Source organism: Bradyrhizobium sp. CCBAU 11357, from assembly GCF_028128865.1.
In the GTDB taxonomy this organism is placed as follows: domain Bacteria; phylum Pseudomonadota; class Alphaproteobacteria; order Rhizobiales; family Xanthobacteraceae; genus Bradyrhizobium.
Window position 1 is genome coordinate 1 of sequence record NZ_LBJW01000101.1, and the last position, 17,891, is coordinate 17,891.

16 protein-coding genes are annotated in these 17,891 nt (G+C 64.6%); 8 read left to right on the forward strand and 8 right to left on the reverse strand.

Annotated elements, in window-relative coordinates:
- Window positions 1-164: 164 nt before the first annotated feature.
- The 3 genes from XI05_RS18880 to XI05_RS18890 all read right to left on the reverse strand — a co-directional run bounded on the left by XI05_RS18880 (window position 165) and on the right by XI05_RS18890 (window position 2,844).
- Window positions 165-719 (reverse strand): hypothetical protein, encoded by a 555-nt coding sequence (locus XI05_RS18880; RefSeq protein WP_271504416.1) that lies wholly within the window; start codon window positions 717-719, stop codon window positions 165-167.
- Between the two features lie 206 nt (window positions 720-925).
- Window positions 926-1,138, reverse strand: a complete 213-nt coding sequence (locus XI05_RS18885) for a DUF4170 domain-containing protein (protein WP_024341447.1) — start codon at window positions 1,136-1,138, stop codon at window positions 926-928.
- Window positions 1,139-1,209: 71 nt separating this feature from the next.
- A complete protein-coding gene (locus XI05_RS18890; RefSeq protein WP_271504419.1) occupies window positions 1,210-2,844 on the reverse strand; it encodes an isocitrate lyase in 1,635 nt (544 codons plus the stop codon).
- Window positions 2,845-3,067: 223 nt separating this feature from the next.
- On the opposite strand from XI05_RS18890, the gene XI05_RS18895 reads away from it, so the two are divergent.
- Window positions 3,068-4,513, forward strand: coding sequence for a helix-turn-helix domain-containing protein (locus XI05_RS18895; protein ID WP_172785886.1), 1,446 nt, complete (start codon window positions 3,068-3,070; stop codon window positions 4,511-4,513).
- Window positions 4,514-4,652: 139 nt separating this feature from the next.
- Here XI05_RS18895 and XI05_RS18900 read toward each other — a convergent pair whose 3' ends face one another.
- Complete coding sequence (locus XI05_RS18900) at window positions 4,653-4,946, reverse strand: antibiotic biosynthesis monooxygenase (RefSeq protein WP_018648871.1); 294 nt, start codon at window positions 4,944-4,946, stop codon at window positions 4,653-4,655.
- 232 nt (window positions 4,947-5,178) lie between these two features.
- On the opposite strand from XI05_RS18900, the gene XI05_RS18905 reads away from it, so the two are divergent.
- Both XI05_RS18905 and XI05_RS18910 read left to right on the forward strand, forming a co-directional pair.
- On the forward strand, window positions 5,179-5,979 hold the full coding sequence (locus XI05_RS18905; protein WP_271504423.1) for a hypothetical protein: 801 nt from the start codon (window positions 5,179-5,181) through the stop codon (window positions 5,977-5,979).
- Between the two features lie 164 nt (window positions 5,980-6,143).
- On the forward strand, window positions 6,144-6,491 hold the full coding sequence (locus tag XI05_RS18910) for a hypothetical protein (protein ID WP_271504426.1): 348 nt from the start codon (window positions 6,144-6,146) through the stop codon (window positions 6,489-6,491).
- Between the two features lie 305 nt (window positions 6,492-6,796).
- Here XI05_RS18910 and XI05_RS39550 read toward each other — a convergent pair whose 3' ends face one another.
- From XI05_RS39550 to htpX, 3 genes are all read right to left on the reverse strand, one after another.
- On the reverse strand, window positions 6,797-7,189 hold the full coding sequence (locus XI05_RS39550) for a DUF3551 domain-containing protein (protein ID WP_333939945.1): 393 nt from the start codon (window positions 7,187-7,189) through the stop codon (window positions 6,797-6,799).
- A 293-nt stretch (window positions 7,190-7,482) separates the two neighbouring features.
- On the reverse strand, window positions 7,483-8,124 hold the full coding sequence (locus XI05_RS18920) for a tetratricopeptide repeat protein (RefSeq protein WP_271504429.1): 642 nt from the start codon (window positions 8,122-8,124) through the stop codon (window positions 7,483-7,485).
- A 138-nt stretch (window positions 8,125-8,262) separates the two neighbouring features.
- Entirely contained in the window at window positions 8,263-9,198 is a 936-nt protein-coding gene (gene htpX, locus XI05_RS18925; protein ID WP_271504432.1) for a zinc metalloprotease HtpX, read from the reverse strand.
- Window positions 9,199-9,487: 289 nt separating this feature from the next.
- On the opposite strand from htpX, the gene XI05_RS18930 reads away from it, so the two are divergent.
- The 5 genes from XI05_RS18930 to XI05_RS18950 all read left to right on the forward strand — a co-directional run bounded on the left by XI05_RS18930 (window position 9,488) and on the right by XI05_RS18950 (window position 16,214).
- Window positions 9,488-10,831, forward strand: a complete 1,344-nt coding sequence (locus XI05_RS18930) for an HlyD family secretion protein (RefSeq protein ID WP_271504435.1) — start codon at window positions 9,488-9,490, stop codon at window positions 10,829-10,831.
- Window positions 10,828-12,768, forward strand: a complete 1,941-nt coding sequence (locus XI05_RS18935) for a glycosyltransferase (RefSeq protein WP_271504438.1) — start codon at window positions 10,828-10,830, stop codon at window positions 12,766-12,768. Before XI05_RS18930 ends, XI05_RS18935 begins: the two co-directional genes overlap by 4 nt.
- Window positions 12,769-12,861: 93 nt before the next feature.
- Window positions 12,862-14,163, forward strand: a complete 1,302-nt coding sequence (locus tag XI05_RS18940; RefSeq protein ID WP_271504441.1) for a lytic murein transglycosylase — start codon at window positions 12,862-12,864, stop codon at window positions 14,161-14,163.
- Window positions 14,164-14,430: 267 nt separating this feature from the next.
- Window positions 14,431-14,934 (forward strand): DUF1993 domain-containing protein, encoded by a 504-nt coding sequence (locus XI05_RS18945; RefSeq protein WP_271504444.1) that lies wholly within the window; start codon window positions 14,431-14,433, stop codon window positions 14,932-14,934.
- A 179-nt stretch (window positions 14,935-15,113) separates the two neighbouring features.
- Entirely contained in the window at window positions 15,114-16,214 is a 1,101-nt protein-coding gene (locus tag XI05_RS18950) for an alkene reductase (protein WP_271504447.1), read from the forward strand.
- A gap of 110 nt (window positions 16,215-16,324) precedes the next feature.
- On the opposite strand, the gene amaB is transcribed toward XI05_RS18950, so the two are convergent.
- A complete protein-coding gene (amaB, locus tag XI05_RS18955) occupies window positions 16,325-17,890 on the reverse strand; it encodes an L-piperidine-6-carboxylate dehydrogenase (protein WP_271504450.1) in 1,566 nt (521 codons plus the stop codon).
- Window position 17,891 lies beyond the last annotated feature (1 nt).

A 17,891-nucleotide genomic window follows, 5' to 3' on the forward strand; every position in this document is an offset into this window, starting at 1 on the left:
GGAGTTTGAATCAGAAATCGCCCCCTCTGGGAACCCCGATTCCAGTCAAAAACAACATGCTCTAGACCCGCTGTCATTGCGAGCGAAGCCAAGCAATCCAGAGTTCCTTCGCGGAGAGATTCCTGGATTGCTTTGCTGCGCTCGCAATGACGGCGGAGAGAGCCTCACCAGTTCCGCAAGACCGCTAGCACCGCCACCCCGAACAACGCGGCAGCGCCGAGCACGAAGCCGAACACGAACGGCCAGAGGCGCGAGCGGCGCGGCGGCGCGGCGGCCGGGGCCTGCGGTTCGGGCGCGATCACCATCGCACGCTCGCGCTCGATCATGCGGCGCGCGACATAGTCGGTGACGGCCTCGACGATCACGGCGGTGTCGTGCGATTCGGCGAGCACGATGCGGCCGAAGCGGGTGTCCTGGACGAATCGGTACATCCGCTTGTCGCGGCCCATCACGATGTGGGCGACGACGTCGATCCACAGCCGCGGCGTATCGCCCTGGCTGATGCCGCGGTCGAACAGGTCGATCTGATCGGGCACCTGCGCGAACAGGGGATCGAGCGCGTCGTTGAGGATCTCGAGCCGCGCCACCTCGGCGTCGCGCAAATCGACGACGACGCCGGTCCGGTCGGCCGCCTCGATCCGCGCGCGCAGCAACGCATCGCGCAGCCGCACCGGGCGCGGCTGGCCGGGATGGGTCCCGCTGGTCTCGGGCTCTGACATTGTCGGCCTCGTCTTCGACTTATCCCCATTAACCTATCAGCAACCAAACCCTCCGCAAAGGCCCACAATTCCAGAGACTTACGGCACCCACAGCCGTTTCGCCTGTGCCAAAAGCAGACGATCCCACCCAGGCTTGAGGCCTGGATGGGACCATCCGTCCTTGGACGTCTTCTTGTTTCAGATTGTTTCAGCTCGGCAGCTGCCGATCAGGCTGCCGGGGCGCGCTGCGGCTCTTCCACGATCGAGAAGCGGACGCCGGCCTTGTGGCGGCTCTCTTCCGACACCTCGCGCCAGCAGTCCTCGGCTTCCTTGCGGGTCTTGAACGGACCTTTGACCTGGGCCGAGCCTTCGACGAGCTTGTGGAAGTTCATCGAGCCGAACTCGCCGCCGATCACCCAGAAATTGCTGCCTTTGGTCATTGTCAGTCTCCTGTTGAGGTGCGTGACCGGTCTGGACTCCAACCTGGCGTCCAGACCGGTCCGATCCGCCGTTAGCCGAACTGGTTCATGGTGTTGTGGGCGCCGCCCGCCTTCAGGGCAGCTTCGCCCGCGAAGTACTCCTTGTGGTCGTCACCGATGTCGGAGCCGGCCATGTTCTGGTGCTTCACGCAGGCGATGCCCTGACGGATCTCGGCGCGCTGGACGTTCTTGACGTAGCCGAGCATGCCCTGCTCGCCGAAATACTCGCGGGCGAGATTGTCGGTCGAGAGCGCCGCCGTGTGATAGGTCGGCAGCGTGATCAGGTGGTGGAAGATGCCGGCGCGCTTGGCCGAATCCGCCTGGAAGGTGCGGATGCGCTCGTCGGCTTCCTTCGCCAGCGGCGTGTCGTCGTACTCCGCCTTCATCAGCTCGGCACGGTCGTACTTGCTGACGTCCTGGCCCGCTTCCTTCATCGCGTCGTAGACCTGCCAACGGAAGTTGAGCGTCCAGTTGAACGACGGCGAGTTGTTATAGGCGAGCTTGGCGTTCGGCACCACCTTGCGGATGCGGTCGACCATGCTGGCGATCTGCTCGATATGCGGCTTCTCGGTCTCGATCCAGAGCAGGTCGGCGCCGTTCTGCAGCGAGGTGATGCAATCGAGCACGCAGCGGTCTGCACCGGTGCCGGGACGGAACTGGTAAAGGTTGGAGGGCAGCCGCTTCGGGCGCATCAACTTGCCGTTGCGGTTGATGATGACGTCGCCGTTCTTGGCGTTCTCCGCGGTGATTTCCTCGCAATCGAGGAAGCTGTTGTACTGGTCGCCGATGTCGCCGGGCTTGTGGCTGACCGCGATCTGCTGCGTCAGGCCGGCGCCGAGCGAGTCGGTGCGGGTCACGACGATGCCGTCTTCGACGCCGAGCTCGAGGAAGGCGTGGCGGCAGGCGCGGATCTTCGCCAGGAAGACGTCATGCGGCACGGTGACCTTGCCGTCCTGGTGACCGCACTGCTTCTCGTCGGAGACCTGGTTCTCGATCTGCAGCGCGCAGGCACCCGCCTCGATCATCTTCTTGGCGAGCAGATAGGTCGCTTCCGCGTTGCCGAAGCCGGCATCGATGTCGGCGATGACGGGGACGACGTGGGTCTGGAAGTTGTCGATCTTCTCGATCAGCTCCTTCTCGCGGGCCTTATCGCCTTCCTTGCGCGCCTTGTCGAGCAGACGGAAGATGTCGTTGAGCTCGCGCGAATCCGCCTGACGCAGGAAGGTGTAGAGCTCCTCGATCAGCGCCGGCACCGAGGTCTTCTCGTGCATCGACTGGTCGGGCAGCGGACCGAACTCGGAGCGCAGCGCCGCAATCATCCAGCCCGAGAGATACAGATAGGTGCGGTCGGTCTTGCCGCCGAAGTGCTTCTTGACCGAGATCAGCTTCTGCTGGGCGATGAAGCCGTGCCAGCAGCCCAGCGACTGCGTGTACTTGGTGGGGTCCTTGTCATAGGCGGCCATGTCGGCGCGCATCACGGCCGCGGTGTAGCGGGCGATGTCGAGGCCGGTCTTGAAACGGTTCTGCAGGCGCATGCGCGCGACGGCCTCGGCCGACACGCCGTTCCAGGTCGGTTGGGTCTCGAGGAGCGCCTGAGCCGCCTTGACCTCGTCCTGATACGAGGACGGACCCTGGAGGGTGCTGATATCGCGGGGCTGGTAATTCATGTGCCTGATCCTTTCGCTGACGACGGCAATGAGCCATCGACATTCTTGACAATGCATTGCGAGATGCGTGTCAGGAAGCTAAACGCGAAAAGACAAAGTTCGTATAGATGGCTTGTTTTTTATTGGTGATGTCATGTAACATCTGAACGTGTAATAGATGTTATTTTGTAAATCTTAGTATAGGTCAGCCATTCTGACCTTGATGAGCTTGGAGATCTGAGACATGCCCGCCGAGTCCGGCAAGAAACTGTTCGTCGGCCCGCGCTTCCGGCGGATCCGGCAGCAATTGGGGCTGTCGCAGACCCAGATCGCCGAGGGGCTCGGGATCTCGCCGAGCTATGTCAACCTGATCGAGCGGAACCAGCGCCCGGTGACCGCACAGATCCTGCTGCGGCTGGCCGAGACCTATGACCTCGATTTGCGCGACCTCGCCACTGCCGACGAGGACCGCTTCTTCGCCGAGCTGAACGAGATCTTCTCCGATCCCTTGTTCCGGCAGATCGACGTGCCCAAGCAGGAGCTGCGCGACCTCGCCGAGCTCTGCCCCGGCGTCACCCACGCGCTGCAACGGCTCTACGCCGCCTATACCGAGGCGCGCCAGGGCGAGACGCTGGCGGCGGCGCAGATGGCCGACCGCGACGTCGGCACGCGCTTTGAAGCCAATCCGGTCGAGCGCGTGCGCGAGCTGATCGAAGCCAACCGCAACTATTTTCCGGAGCTGGAGCAGGCCGCGGAAAACCTGCGCGACGAGCTGAACGTGCCCGCCGAGGGGCTGTACGCCGCGCTGGTCGCGCGCTTGCGTGAGAAGCACTCGATCCAGACCCGCATCATGCCGGTCGACGTGATGCGCGAGACGCTCCGCCGCTTCGACCGCCACCGCCGGCAGCTGCTGATCTCGGAGCTGGTCGATCCGCCCGGCCGCGCATTCCAGCTCGCCTTCCAGCTGGGCTTGGGGGAATGCGCTCAGGCCCTGGAGACCATCATCGGCCGTGCCGGCCCGCTGGACGACGCGCCGCGCCGGCTGTTCCGCATCACCCTCGGCAATTATTTCGCGGCCGCCGTGATGATGCCTTACCCGGCGTTCCTCGCGGCCGCCGAAGCGCTGAACTACGACATCCACGTGCTGGCACAGCGCTTCAATTCCGGCTTCGAGCAGGTCTGCCATCGCCTCACCACGCTGCAGCGGCCGAACGCGCGCGGCATTCCGTTCTTCCTCTTGCGCGTCGACAATGCCGGCAACGTCTCCAAGCGTTTCTCCTCCGGCACGTTCCCGTTCTCGAAATTCGGCGGCACCTGTCCGCTCTGGAACGTGCACTCGACCTTCGACACGCCGGATCGCCTGCTCAAGCAGGTGATCGAGCTGCCCGACGGCACGCGCTATTTCTCGATCGCGCAGATGGTGCGCCGCCCCGTGGCGCCGCATCCGCTGCCGCAGCCGCGCTTCGCCATCGGCCTCGGCTGCGAGATCCGCCACGCCGCGCGCCTGACCTACGCCACCGGCATGGACCTGGAGAAGGCCGAGGGCACCCCGATCGGCGTCAACTGCCGCCTCTGCGAGCGCGAGAACTGCGCCCAGCGCGCCGAGCCGCCGATCACGCGCACGTTGATTTTGGATGAGACGACGCGAAGGGTGTCGAGCTTTGCGTTCTCGAATGCAAGGGAGTTGTGAGGGGGCGCAGCTGCCTCCTCGTCATTGCGAGCGAAGCGAAGCAATCCAGACTGTCTCCGCGGTGACAGCCTGGATTGCTTCGTCGCCTGCGCAAAATTGCTTCGCAATTTTGTCGCGGGCTCCTCGCAATGACGCGAAGTCACGCCAGCGTATGCACGATCACCGGCCCCGCCACGGCGCGCGCGTCGCCGGCGAGCAGCGGGCCGAGATCCTTCTCGATCCAGGCGATGGCGCGCTTGTTCGCCTCCTCGGCCTGCTCGAACTTGTCGAAGATCGAGATCGCGGTGACCGTGTCGTCGCCGGCATAGACGACGTAATAGGCGCGGAAACCCTCGACGTCGCTGATGATGGGAACGGCGCCGTCCTTGATGCGGCGCGTCAGCTCTTCCGCGCTCCCGCTTTTCGCCTTGGCCTGACGGATGGCGGCATACATGGCATCCTCCCCTTCCGGCTGTCTGGACTTCCGGGCCTGTTGCCCGGAGGCGGATGTTACGCCGAACTGTGCCGCCGATCCACGCTTGGTTAATCCTCTCCTAATCCATCTCCGCGATCTGCAACCAACGGTTAAGCACGCCTCAACATCGGCGCCTTAGTCTCGCCGCACTCACTTTTCGCAAACAAGGGCGGCCTAATCTGCCGGGCGAAGTGACATCAGGGGGTTCATCATGCGCATTGCGTTGCTGCTGACCGCGACCATTGTCGGCGCGCTCTTTGCCAATCCGTCCAATGCCGGTTCGCTCGATGCCGACGCGGCGCAGTCGTTGCCGCCTGGCTTCCAGAGCTATCGCGGCTACATGTTCGACCTGTCGGAGAATTCCGACCGCAAGGACGTCGACAAGCTCACGGACAATCTGAAGCAGCAGATCGACGCCGTCGAAGCGGCCGGCCTGTCGCCCCGCGTGCTGCGCTTCTTCCGCACCGTGCCGATCATCGCGAGCGAGCTCGCCTGCCTCGATGAAGGCGCCGCAACCGCCTGCTACGGCCGCGTCGCCCCCAACGTCGAGCGCCGCGTGCCGCGGACGCTGACGGTGTGGGATCCTGCCAAGCAGCGCTGGACCAATCCGAATGCCGTCGACCTCGCGGTCGATTCCGGGCTCGGCGTGATCATGCTGCGGCCCGACATGATGCGCTACGAGAAGGAGGCCGTGCTGCTGCACGAGCTGCTGCATGCCTATCACGCGCGGCTGCTGCCCGACGGCTACGCCAACAAGGGCGTGATCGCCTATTACGCCCTGGCCAAGTCCAAGGATCTCTTGCCCAAGGAATCCTATGCGATGAAGAATCCCATGGAATTCTTTGCGGTGACCGCCAGCATCTTCCTGGCCGGCAAAAGCGAATTCCACGATCCGAAGTCGCGCGAGGCGCTCAAGGAGAAGATGCCGGACTATTACAAATACCTGGTCGGCGTGTTCGGTTTCGACCCCGAGCCGGCAGCCTCGAACGGCCCGGTCGCCTCGCTCAAGTGAGCGGAAGGCACCAAGCCGAGCCAAAGAGCCGCGCGAACAGCGCGGCTTTTTTGTTTCGCACGCCGGAAGCTGCGGATGACGCACCGCCGGGAATTGCCAAGGCGGGGTCCGATCTGCATAGTCCCGCCCGCATCGATAGCGTTTTTCGAAGGGGATGAGAGAACATGGCGGACGCCGACCTGGATGTCGTGATCCGGCAACTGGCCAGACAGCTGCATACGGGCCTGATGACCCGTGCCAAGGAGCGGCGGGATCGCTTCAACAGCCTTGCGGCCAAGGCCAAGGGCAAGGAGACCGGCGAGCGCTTCAAGATGATGGCCAAGGCCACCATGGAGCAGGCCAATGCGGCCGCCAAGCGCCTGCAGATGTCCGCCGACAACGTCGCCGACAGCTACGCGCGATCGATGCGCCTGGCCGCCAGCACGCCTGTTACGGTGAAGGCGAAGAAGGCAAAGGACGAGAAACCGGCGAAGAAGGCCGCAAAGAAAGCGAAAGCGAACAAGAAGACGTAGTCGTTGCACCTCCCTGATCGCCGCCGCGGGATTGGCGATCTGGAGGCTCGCCGGCCTGTCGCCTTATCATCTCTGGCTTGATCGGATCGCCGCGTTGCGCGTTTGCGACACGCTCCCGCGTGCCCGCCGCAATCGGGCGGCCGCGACCTCAAAGATTCCTCCCGCCCTAAAGCGCGATGCGATTAGGATGAATCGTCATCGCGCTTTAGGCTATTGATTGAGCATGATCTTTTCGGAAAACCGCTGCACACTTTTCCGGATCGTGCTTTAGGCATGTGCTGCTCGAACACAGTCGAGCGACATCCTCACATGTATCGCCTCAAGCTGTCGAGAAATCGCTGTTTCTCGCCAGGCGCGTAGCCTTGGGACGCTCCATAATAGGGTTCATTGAACTGGTTATATGGTGCAGCCCGGTACTGGATCGGCGGCCTCGGTGGCGCGTAGGTCTGGCGATGATGACGCCGAGAGTTCCCTCTGGCTGCCGCACCGGCGTAATACGGATTGAGGACGCACATCTGACCGTTTGCCGATGCCCTGCATTGGTCCATCGTCATGAAGCTGCATCGGTAGTAAGGGGTCATTCCGCGAGAAACCACGTTCAAGCAAACGGGAAAAGCCGGGTCATATCTTTGAGCCCGAGCGTCTCCCGCTGTCAGGGCGATACCCACGGTCAAAATCGTCAAAGCCCATTTGCACATTGGAAGCTCCTCCAAGCGCGCACGACATGGATGCACTCTGGCCCCGGACAGTACAGATCCAACTCATATTAGCCTAGTTGGTTCATGCGCGCAGCAGGCAGCCGACAGTCGTGCTCTCGCATCTCTCACCTGTCTCGCCGCTATACGGCAAGCCACCTGTCCTACAGACGCATCGTAGGGTGGGCAAAGCGAAGCGTGCCCACGCGTCTGTTGTCGTATTGAAACAATCGTGCGCACGGCGCGAAGTGCGCCTTCGCCCACCCTACGATTCCGGGTTCGCGGAGAGACTCCCCTCACCTGCGCGGCGCGGCAACCTGTGTCGGCTCGGCGCTGGCGATTTCCGCGAGCTTGGCGCGCGCGGCCTCTCGCGCGTGTCCGTCCTTGCCGGCGGGCAGCGCCAGCGCGGCCTCGAAATCGGCACGGGCGTCGTCGGCCTGGCCGCGGGCGAGGAACGCAAGGCCGCGATCAAGACGCGCCTGCGCATCGGTGGGGTCGAGGCGGACCGCCGTGCTGTAGCTCAGGATGGCGCGGTCGAGATCGCCGGTGGCGGCAAGTGCGAGACCGCGCTGGTGATAGGGTGCGGCGAGCTTGGGATCATGCGCGATCGCCTCGTCGTAATCGGCAATGGCAAGCTCGAGGTCGCCGTTCTGCCGGCGCGCCAGCGCCCGGTCGCGATAGAGCGAAGCGCGGTTGGGATTGAGGTGGATGGCCTGGTCGAAATCGGCGATCGCCCGCCTGAAGTCGCCGTGACGCAGCGCGATCCGCCCGCGCCCCGCATAGGCGAAGGCGATCAGCGAGCCGCGCAGCGGCGAGAAGCCGATCACGGCCGAGCAGATGTCGGGATCGTCCTCGTCGCCGCAATTGACGACCATGTGCGTGGACAAGCCGACGAGCACGCAAAGGACGATCAGCAATGGTACGGCAAATCTGGTCATCTTCGACGATGGCCGGCAGCAGGCCGGCCACGCATCCCCTTTCGAAGGAACGGTCACGTCGAAGGTGTTAACACCGGTCGGGGACGCCCCTGTGTGCGCCAGATCACAAAGCCAACCGCAAATCCTTGCCGGCTGCCGTCAGCTCCAAGGACCACGTGAAGAGGAGCGGCCCCAGGGACCGCGCGGCGGATAGTTCTCGTTGGCGCCGACCGACGGCGCCGCGCGGGTGCCGAGCTCGGCCGCGAGCTGCTGGAGCGCGGCGACGCGGTTCTGCGTCGAGGGGTGGGTGGTGAACAGGTTATCCACTCCGTGACCCGACAGCGGATTGATGATGAACATGTGCGCGGTCGCAGGGTTTCGCTCGGCCTCGACGTTCGGCACCTGGTGCGCGGCGCCCTCGATCTTCACCAGCGCGGAGGCCAGCCACATCGGCTGTCCGACGATGCGCGCGCCGAGATTGTCGGCGGCATATTCGCGGGTACGGCTGATCGCCATCTGCACCAGCATGGCGCCGAGCGGAGCGAGGATCATCAACAGGATCGAGCCGATGATGCCCGGACCGTTGTTGTTGTCGCGGTGGCCGCCGAAAAACATGCCGAACTGGGCGAGCATCGAGATCGCGCCGGCAATGGTCGCGGTAATAGTCATCAGCAGCGTGTCGTGATGCTTGATGTGCGCGAGCTCGTGCGCGATCACGCCGGCGAGCTCCTCGCGGCTGAGCTGGTTCATCAGACCGGTGGTGACGGCGACGGCGGCGTTTTCCGGATTACGGCCAGTTGCGAACGCGTTGGGCTGGACCTCATCCATCACGAACACGCGCGGCATCGGCAGGCCGGCGCGGCCGGCAAGCTCGGCGACGAGGCCGACCAGCTCCGGCGCGGTCGAACGATCGACCTCATGGGCGCCGTACATCGACAGCACCATGCCGTCGGAGTTCCAGTAGGTGAAGAGATTGGTTGCGGCGGCAATGACGAGCGCGATCATGGCGCCCGAGGCGCCGCCGATCAGATAGCCGACGCCCATGAACAGGGCGGTCAGGCCTGCGAGCAGCATTGCGGTACGAAGATAGTTCATGGCCGTCTCTCCTAGAGCGGCCGCGGGCGCGAGCCTCTGGCCGGCTCCCCCGAAGTATGAATGCCGTGGACGACCGCAAGGTTCGTGCGTCGCCGGGCCGCAGATCCATCGCAGGTGCGGCCAGCGTTTCCACTCCCGCTAAACCTTGACGGGGATTTGCGCAAAAACACACGTGGACACTTAGCAACCTGGAAAGCGCGGGGTTGGCTTAATCGGCGGTAACCGGGCACGTCGCACGGTCTTGTGCATTGACCGGTTCCGTTGGCATCTCGTCAGCAAGGTGACCGTCATGATGGACCGCTCACGCGCCGCTTCCGTCGACCCTACATCCACTCCTTCCCCTAACGAGAGCAAGACCGACGCGAAGGGCTTGCAGGAGGCACTACACGAGCAGCTGTTCGCCCACGACGAAGCCGGCCAATCCGATGGGCAGACTGCGCCGGAACCAGAACGCCGCCGGCTGTATCTGCGGCGCGGGGCCAAGATTGCCATCGGGCTCGTCATCATCGCCGTGTTCGGCTGGCTGCCGCTGCGCGCGATCTGGGAGCATTCGAGCGTCGAGGCGGTGCTGAATTCCCGCCTCGTCACCTTGCGCGCGCCGATCGGCGGCCGTGTGGCGGCTGCTCAGCGCGTCAGCGACCAGGCCAAGCTCGAAGCCGGAACCGTGGTTCTGCGCGTCGTGAACTCGCGCAGCGATCGGACCCGGCTCGACGATCTCCGGCGGCAGAAAGCGCGCCTTGAAAACGAACGGCCGAGCCTTGCCGCCAAGCTTGCCTCGGCGAAGGCCGCACAAAAGGATCTTGCGCGGCAGGCCACCCAATTCCGCGAGGGGCGCGTGCTCCAGCTCGAGGCGCGCATTGCGGAGATCCAGACCTCGATCGAGGCGGCGGCCGCGCGGCGGGACGAGGCCAGCGCCGCTGTCGAGCGCGCCTCCTCGCTGGCGAAATCCGGCAATGTCTCGACGGTCGAGCTGGCGCGGCTGACGCGCGAGCTTTCGGTCTCGCAACAGACCGAGCTCGGCGCGCGCAAGCGGCTGGACGCCGCCAAGGTCGAGCTTGCCGCGGCACAGAACGGCTCCTTCCTCGGCGACAGCTACAACGACCGGCCAAGCTCGGTGCAGCGCGAGGAAGAGATGCGCCAGCGCGCCGGCGACCTCGAGGCCGATCTTGCACGCACCGACACTGAGATCGCCTGGCTCGCCAACGAGATCATCGTGGAAGAGGTCCGCTTCGCCGATCTGTCCGAAGCCAACATCACGACACCCGTCGCAGGACCGGTCTGGGAGATGATGACCTCGCCGGGCGAGGACGTGCAGGCCGGCCAGCCCCTGCTCAAAGTGCTCGACTGCAGCGGCGCCGTCATCACCGCCAATGTCACCGAGAACGTCTACAACCGCTTGCAGCTCGGCGATCACGCCACCTTCGAGCCGAATGATGGCGGCGAGCCGATCTCCGGCCGCGTGGTCAATCTCACCGGCGCCGCCGGCGCGCCCGCCAATCTCGCGATCAATCCGGATGCGCTGAGCAAGGAGCCCTATCGCGTGACCGTGGCATCACGCGATGCCGCGGCCCGCGCCTGCACCGTCGGACGCACTGGCCGCGTCGTGTTCGCCCGGCACGAGACCACGCCGTGACGACGGCGCTGACGCCCGGCATTATTGCGCTCGGCGCGTTCATGGCGATCGTGCCGCTGCTCAGGCGCGACAGCACGATGGCGCGCTCGTTCCTGGCCGTCGTATCGGTGGCGTTGCTGCTGCGCTATCTTCATTGGCGTGTCACGTCGACGCTCCCGCCACCGCATCTGACTATCGACGCCGTGATCGGTTACCCTTTCATGCTGCTGGAGGCGGCCTCGCTGGTCGCGGTCGCGCTATCGCTGTTGTTCCTGAGCCGGACGCGCGACCGCAGCGGCGCGGCGAGGATCGACGACCGCGCCACCGACCCGCGCGCACCATTGATCGATGTCTTCGTCTGCACCTACAACGAGGAACGATCGATCCTCGAGCGCACGATCATCGGGGCGACCGGTATGGACTACGGCAACTATCGCGTCTGGGTGCTCGACGACGGAAGACGGCCCTGGCTGCGACGCCTGTCGGGCGAGCTCGGCTGCCATTATCTGACGCGGCCGGACAACCGGCACGCCAAGGCCGGCAATATCAACCACGCACTCAAGCATGTCGGCGCGCTGCCGGAGCGGCCGGAATTCGTCGCCATTCTCGATGCGGACTTCGTGCCGCGGCCTGACTTCCTGGCGCGCCCCATCTTGCTCATGGACGATGCGTCGGTCGGGGTGGTGCAGACGCCGCAACACTTCATCAATCCCGACCCGATCCAGACCAATCTTGCCGCGACTGACGTCTGGCCCGACGAGCAACGATTCTTCTTTGACATCCTCATGCCGGCGAAGGATGCGTGGAGCGTCGCGTTTTGCTGCGGCACCTCATCCCTCATTCGCTACGGCGGGCTGGTGCAGATCGGCGGATTTCCGACCGACTCGGTGACCGAAGACTACCTCGTCACCCTGCGCCTGAAGGAATGCGGCCTCAACACGATCTATCTCAACGAGCGCCTGACGATCGGGCTCGCGCCCGAAGGCCTGAAGGAATACATCACCCAGCGCGCGCGCTGGTGCCTCGGCTTGATGCAGATCGTACGCGGCCGCAGCGGACCGCTCTCGCGGAAGTCGAAGCTTGCCTTCATCGACCGGCTCTCGCTGGTCGACGCCTTCATGAGCTGGGCCGCGGTCTACACCTCGAAGGTGGCCGGCCTTGTGGTGCCCTGGCTGTTCCTGCTGTTCGGCATCAAGGCTGTCCGGGCCGACCTGACCGAGCTATTGCGCATCTTTCTGCCGTTCTATGTCTGGAACGGTCTCACCATGGCCTGGCTGTCGCATGGCCGTTCGCTCGCCATGATGACGGATGTCTCGCAGCTCATCGCGGCGCCCGCCGTGCTCAAGGCGGTTGCGACCGGCCTGTTGAAGCCGAAAGGACACAAGTTCAAGGTCACCGCGAAAGGCGGCGACCGCGACAGGCGCTTCGTCGAATGGCCGCTGCTGCGTCTCTATGGCACCGCCCTCCTCATCACGCTTGCGGCCATCGCTTACGCCTTCATCCTGCACCTGCGCGGCGAGAACATCGCCTATGGCGGATTGGCGCTGGCCTGGAGCCTCTACAACGCGCTCATTCTCACCGTGGTCTGCTTCGTCTGCATCGAGCAGCCGCGCAAGCGCAAGGCGGAGCGGTTCAATCGCAATGAACCGGTCGTTTTGCGCCAGGATGGCAGGTCCCATCTCGCGCGGCTCGCCGACATCTCCATCACCGGGGCCCGCCTGATCGATCCCGATCCGCCGAGGCCCGGCAGCACGATCGAATGCCGGATCTATGGCCGCTCGATCGCAGCGATGGTAGTGCGGCGGACCCCGGACGGATTCGCGGTCCGGTTTGAGGAAAGCTTGGATACGCGCGTGCATGCGATCAGAGCGTTTTATGCCGGCGAATATGTGCGCGCCTATCAGGGCGTCAAAGCGCTCCCGGTCGGCAAGGCGCTGCTGATGCGGCTGTTTGGATAGGCATGATCTTTTCGGAAAACCGCTTCGCACTTTTCCGGATCATGCTTTAGACTTCGGGCGAATCCACGCCCGCCCTCCCCGCCGGAACTCCTCATGCTCCAGACCCGATTTGCGATCGCGGCCGTCGCGCTCCTCGCATGCTCCGCCACAGCCTCTGCCCAGTTCGCGCCACCGCCCGCCAAGCCTGCCGCGCCAAGAGCCGCCGCGCCCTCGCCGCGCGCGGCCTCATGCCATAACGGCGCGAGCTTCGATCGCTTCCTCGCCGACGTGAAGCAGCAGGCCATCGCCGCCGGCGTGTCGCAGCGGACGATCGCGGACACATCGCCCTATCTCGTCTACGACCAGGGCATCGTCAACCGCGACCGCGGCCAGCGCGTGTTCGGCCAGCTCTTCACCGAGTTTGCCGGCCGGATGGCCGCGCCCTACCGCATGCAGAACGGGCAGCAGCACATCAAGCAATACGCCGCGGCGTTTGCACGCGCGGAGAAGGAATATGGCGTGCCGCCCGCCGTGATCGCCGCGTTCTGGGGCCTCGAGAGCGATTTCGGCGCCAACATGGGCAACCTGCCGACGCTGAAATCGCTGGTGTCGCTGGCCTATGATTGCCGCCGCTCGGAGATGTTCGTGAACGAGACCATCGCGGCGCTGAAGATCATCGACCGCGGCGATCTGCATCCCGAGGAGATGATCGGCTCCTGGGCCGGCGAGCTCGGCCAGACTCAATTCCTGCCCGTGCACTACGTCAACTACGCCGTCGACTATGACGGCGACGGACGCCGCGACCTGTTGCGCTCGCCAGCCGACGTGATCGGCTCAACCGCGAACTACATCGCAAACGGATTGAAGTGGCGGCGCGGCGAGCCGTGGCTGGAGGAGATCAAGGTGCCGCCGAACCTGCCGTGGGAGAAGACCGATCTCACCGTGCGCGAGCCGCGCTCGACATGGGCGCAACTGGGCGTCACCTATCCCGACGGCCGGCCCTTGCCGAACGACAATCTGGCAGCGTCCGTGCTGCTGCCGATGGGACGCTTCGGGCCGGCCTTCATGGCCTATCCGAATTTCGCCGCCTACACCGAGTGGAACAACTCCCTGATCTATTCGACCACCGCGGGCTATCTCGCCTCGCGCATCGCCGGAGCGGCGCCGATGCGCAAGCCGGCGGCGCCGGTCGCGCAACTGCCATTCAACGAGCTCAAGGAATTGCAGCAGCTGCTGGTGCGCGCCGGCTTCAACGTCGGCAAGGTCGACGGTGTGCTGGGACAGCAGAGCCGCGCCGCGGTGAAGGCGATGCAGGTCAAATACGGCCTGCCGGCGGATTCCTGGCCGACCGCCGAGCTGCTCGCGCGCATGCGCGGCGGCACGGCGCAGGCCCAGCCACAGGCGACGATCCGCTAAGCCCTCCTCTGTCATGCCCCGGCTCGTCCGGGGCATCCAGTACGCCGCGGGCCGATCGATTCAACCATAACCGTCCCGGCGTACTGGATCGCCCGGTCAAGCCGGGCGATGACACCGAGGGTGTGGCGGCGATGACAGGGAAGAAGGTGGCCGCGGTAGAATTTTCGCACCGCACAAGACGTTTCCGCGATTGTATTATTCCATGAGGCTCCCATGTGAGTGGCTCAGGTTTCCTCCTGAGTTTTCCCTCATTGAAGAGAGCATCACATGTCCTTCTACGACGCCGTCGTTCCCGCCTATTTGCAGATGCTGAACAGCATGATCGGCCTGCTTACCAAGGCCGAGGCGCATTGCGCGGCCAGGAAGATCGAGCCGAGCGTCCTGCTCGGCTCCCGCCTCTTCCCGGACATGTTGCCGCTGTCGCGGCAGATCCAGCTGGTCAGCGACTATCCGACCAGAGGCTGCGCGCGGCTGACGCAAAGCGAGGTCCCCTCGACGCCCGACACCGAAACGAGCTTTGCGGAGTTGAAACAGCGACTGGCGAAGACGATCGACTACGTCAAATCCTTCAAGCCTGAGCAGTTTGAGGGCGCCGAAGCCAGGGACGTCACCTTTCCGGTCGGCCCCGGCAAGACCATCACCATGACGGGACAGCAATTCCTGAGCTCGTTCTCGCTGCCGAACCTCTATTTCCACGCGGCGACAGCCCACGGCATCTTGCGTCACAACGGCGTCGAGATCGGTAAGCGCGATTTCATGGGCGCGAACTGATTTGTGAAATCGCACGGCCGCGACAGCGGAAATCCGCTGTCGCCGCCGAAATTGCACATGAATTATGCTACGCGCGCCCTGCCGCGTAGCTCGCCTGCACTTTCCGTATGGCTCATCCCTTGCGCCTGATGTCGCGATGCACAAGTGTTCGAGACCTCTCACCGCCTGGAAGCATTCCCATGAGCCGTTCGACCAAATTGTTTGAGACCTACAAGCTCGGCCCGATCACGCTGGCCAACCGCCTCGTCATGGCGCCGCTGACGCGCAACCGCGCCGTACCCGGCAGCTTCGTGCCCGGTCCGCTCGCCGCCGATTATTACGCCCAGCGCGCGTCCGCGGGCCTCCTGATCACCGAGGCGAGCCAGGTCTCGCAACAAGGTCAGGGCTACCAGGACACGCCCGGCATCTATAGCAAGGAGCAGGTCGCCGGCTGGCGCAAGGTCACCGACAAGGTGCATGAACGCGGCGGCAAGATCTTCATCCAGCTCTGGCATGTCGGCCGCATCTCGCATGTCGACCTGCAGGCGAATGGCGCAGCTCCGGTGGCGCCGAGCGCGATCCGCGCCAAGGGCAAGACCTTCGTCAATGGCGGCTTCGCCGACGTCTCCGAGCCGCGCGCGCTCGAGCTCTCCGAAATTCCCGGGATCATCGACGACTTCAAGCGCGCCACGAAGAATGCGCTGGAGGCCGGCTTCGACGGGGTCGAGATCCACGGCGCCAACGGCTATCTGCTCGAGCAGTTCGCCAAGGACGGCACCAACAAGCGCCTAGATGCCTATGGCGGCTCGATCGAGAACCGCGCGAAGCTGATGCTGGAGGTCTCCAAGGCGGTCGTCGCCGAGGCCGGCGCCGATCGTACCGGCATCCGCATCTCGCCGGTGACGCCGGCCAACGACATCTCGGACTCCAACCCGCAGGCCCTGTACGACCACATCGTCGACGGCCTCAGCGCGCTGAAGCTGGTCTATCTTCATGTGGTCGAAGGCGCCACCGGTGGGCCGCGCGACGTCGCGCCGTTCGACTATGCGTCGTTGCGCAAGCGCTTCAGTGGCGCCTACGTCGCCAACAATGGCTACGATTTCGAGCTCGCGAACAAGGTGCTGGCCGCCAACGCCGCCGACCTCATCGCCTTCGGCAAACCGTTCATCTCCAACCCCGACCTGGTCGAGCGGCTGAAGCAGGGGGCGACGCTGAACGACTGGGACAAGAATACTTTCTACGGCGGCGGCGCCAAGGGTTACACGGATTACCCGACGCTCGCAGCCGAGCCGGCGGAGTAGGTCCACGCGATCGCTGTCATGCCCCGCGAACGCGCGGCATGACAGTACCTGCCGGCCTCGCATAGCCGCACGGCGATGCGTATGCGCTCCAGATGCACTTTTTGGACCGGTCATACCACGTCGAACTTGACGCCTTGAGCCAGCGGGAGCGTGCGACCGTAATTGATGGTGTTGGTCGCTCGCCGCATATAGGTTTTCCACGCGTCGGATCCGGACTCGCGTCCGCCGCCGGTCTCCTTCTCGCCGCCGAAGGCGCCTCCGATCTCCGCGCCAGATGGGCCGATATTGACGTTGGCAATGCCGCAATCAGAGCCACGCGCCGACAAGAATGTTTCCGCTTCGCGCAGATCATTGGTGAAGATGGACGACGACAGCCCCTGCGGAACGGCGTTGTGCAACTCGAGCACGGCGTCGAAATCGCGATATTTCATCACGTAGAGGATCGGCGCGAAGGTCTCGTGCTCAACCGGTCCGGTCTGCGCCGCGATCTCGACCAGCGCCGGGCGGACATAGTAAGCGTCGGCGGCCCCTTCGATGGCAATGCGTTCGCCACCTTGGACCTGACCTCCGGCAGCGCTGGCAGCCTCGAGCGCACGCTGCATCGCGTGATAGGCCGCGCCGTCGATAAGCGGACCAACCAGGTTACCGCCTTCCAGCGGCGAGCCGACGGTGACGGACGCATAGGCCTGCTTCAGGCGCGGCACAAAGCTGTCGTAGATGCTCTCGTGGACGAACAGGCGACGCAACGTCGTGCAACGCTGTCCCGCCGTTCCCATCGCGGCAAAGGCAACGCCACGCAGCGTGAGGTCGAGGTCGGCCGTCGGCGCGACGATCGCAGCGTTGTTGCCGCCGAGCTCGAGCAACGCCCGGGCGAACCGGCTGGCGAGCCGCGGACCGACCGCGCGTCCCATTGCTGTAGACCCGGTTGCCGAGACCAGAGGCACCTTCGCATCGTCGACGAGCACCTCCCCGATCTCACGGCCGCCGAACAGCACCGCCGCGAGCCCCTGCGGCGCATCCCCGCCAGCCTCGTTGAAGCGTTTGACCGCACGCTCAAAAAGGGCGTGGGTCGCAAGCGCAGTCAGCGGTGTTTTCTCGGACGGCTTCCAGACGAGGCTGTTGCCGCACACCAGCGCCAGGGCTGCGTTCCAGGCCCACACAGCGACCGGAAAATTGAACGCGGAGATGATGCCAGTGACGCCAAGCGGATGCCAGCTTTCCATCATGCGATGCTCGCCGCGCTCGGTTGCGATCGTCAGGCCGTAGAGCTGGCGCGACAGGCCGACCGCGAAATCGCAGATGTCGATCATCTCCTGAACCTCGCCAAGGCCTTCGGAGACGATCTTGCCGACCTCGATCGACACCAGTCGGCCCAAAGCCGCCTTGCGGGCGCGGAGCTCCTCGCCGAACAGCCGCACGAGCTCCCCTCGCTTGGGTGGCGGCACCAGCCGCCAGCCGAGGTACGCCGCGTGCGCCTGTCCGATCACGCCGGCAGCTTCGGCTGCGCCGATCTCCATGACGCGGCCAATGATCCCGCCCGTGATCGGCGTACGAACGACGATGGCGCCCTCCGTATAGTCGGAGCGCTTGACGCCGAGCTCGGCGAGAAGCCTGTCGACTTCGCCGGCAAGATCGGCATTGGCGGTATGCGTCTGCGGTGCTGATTTGACGGACATG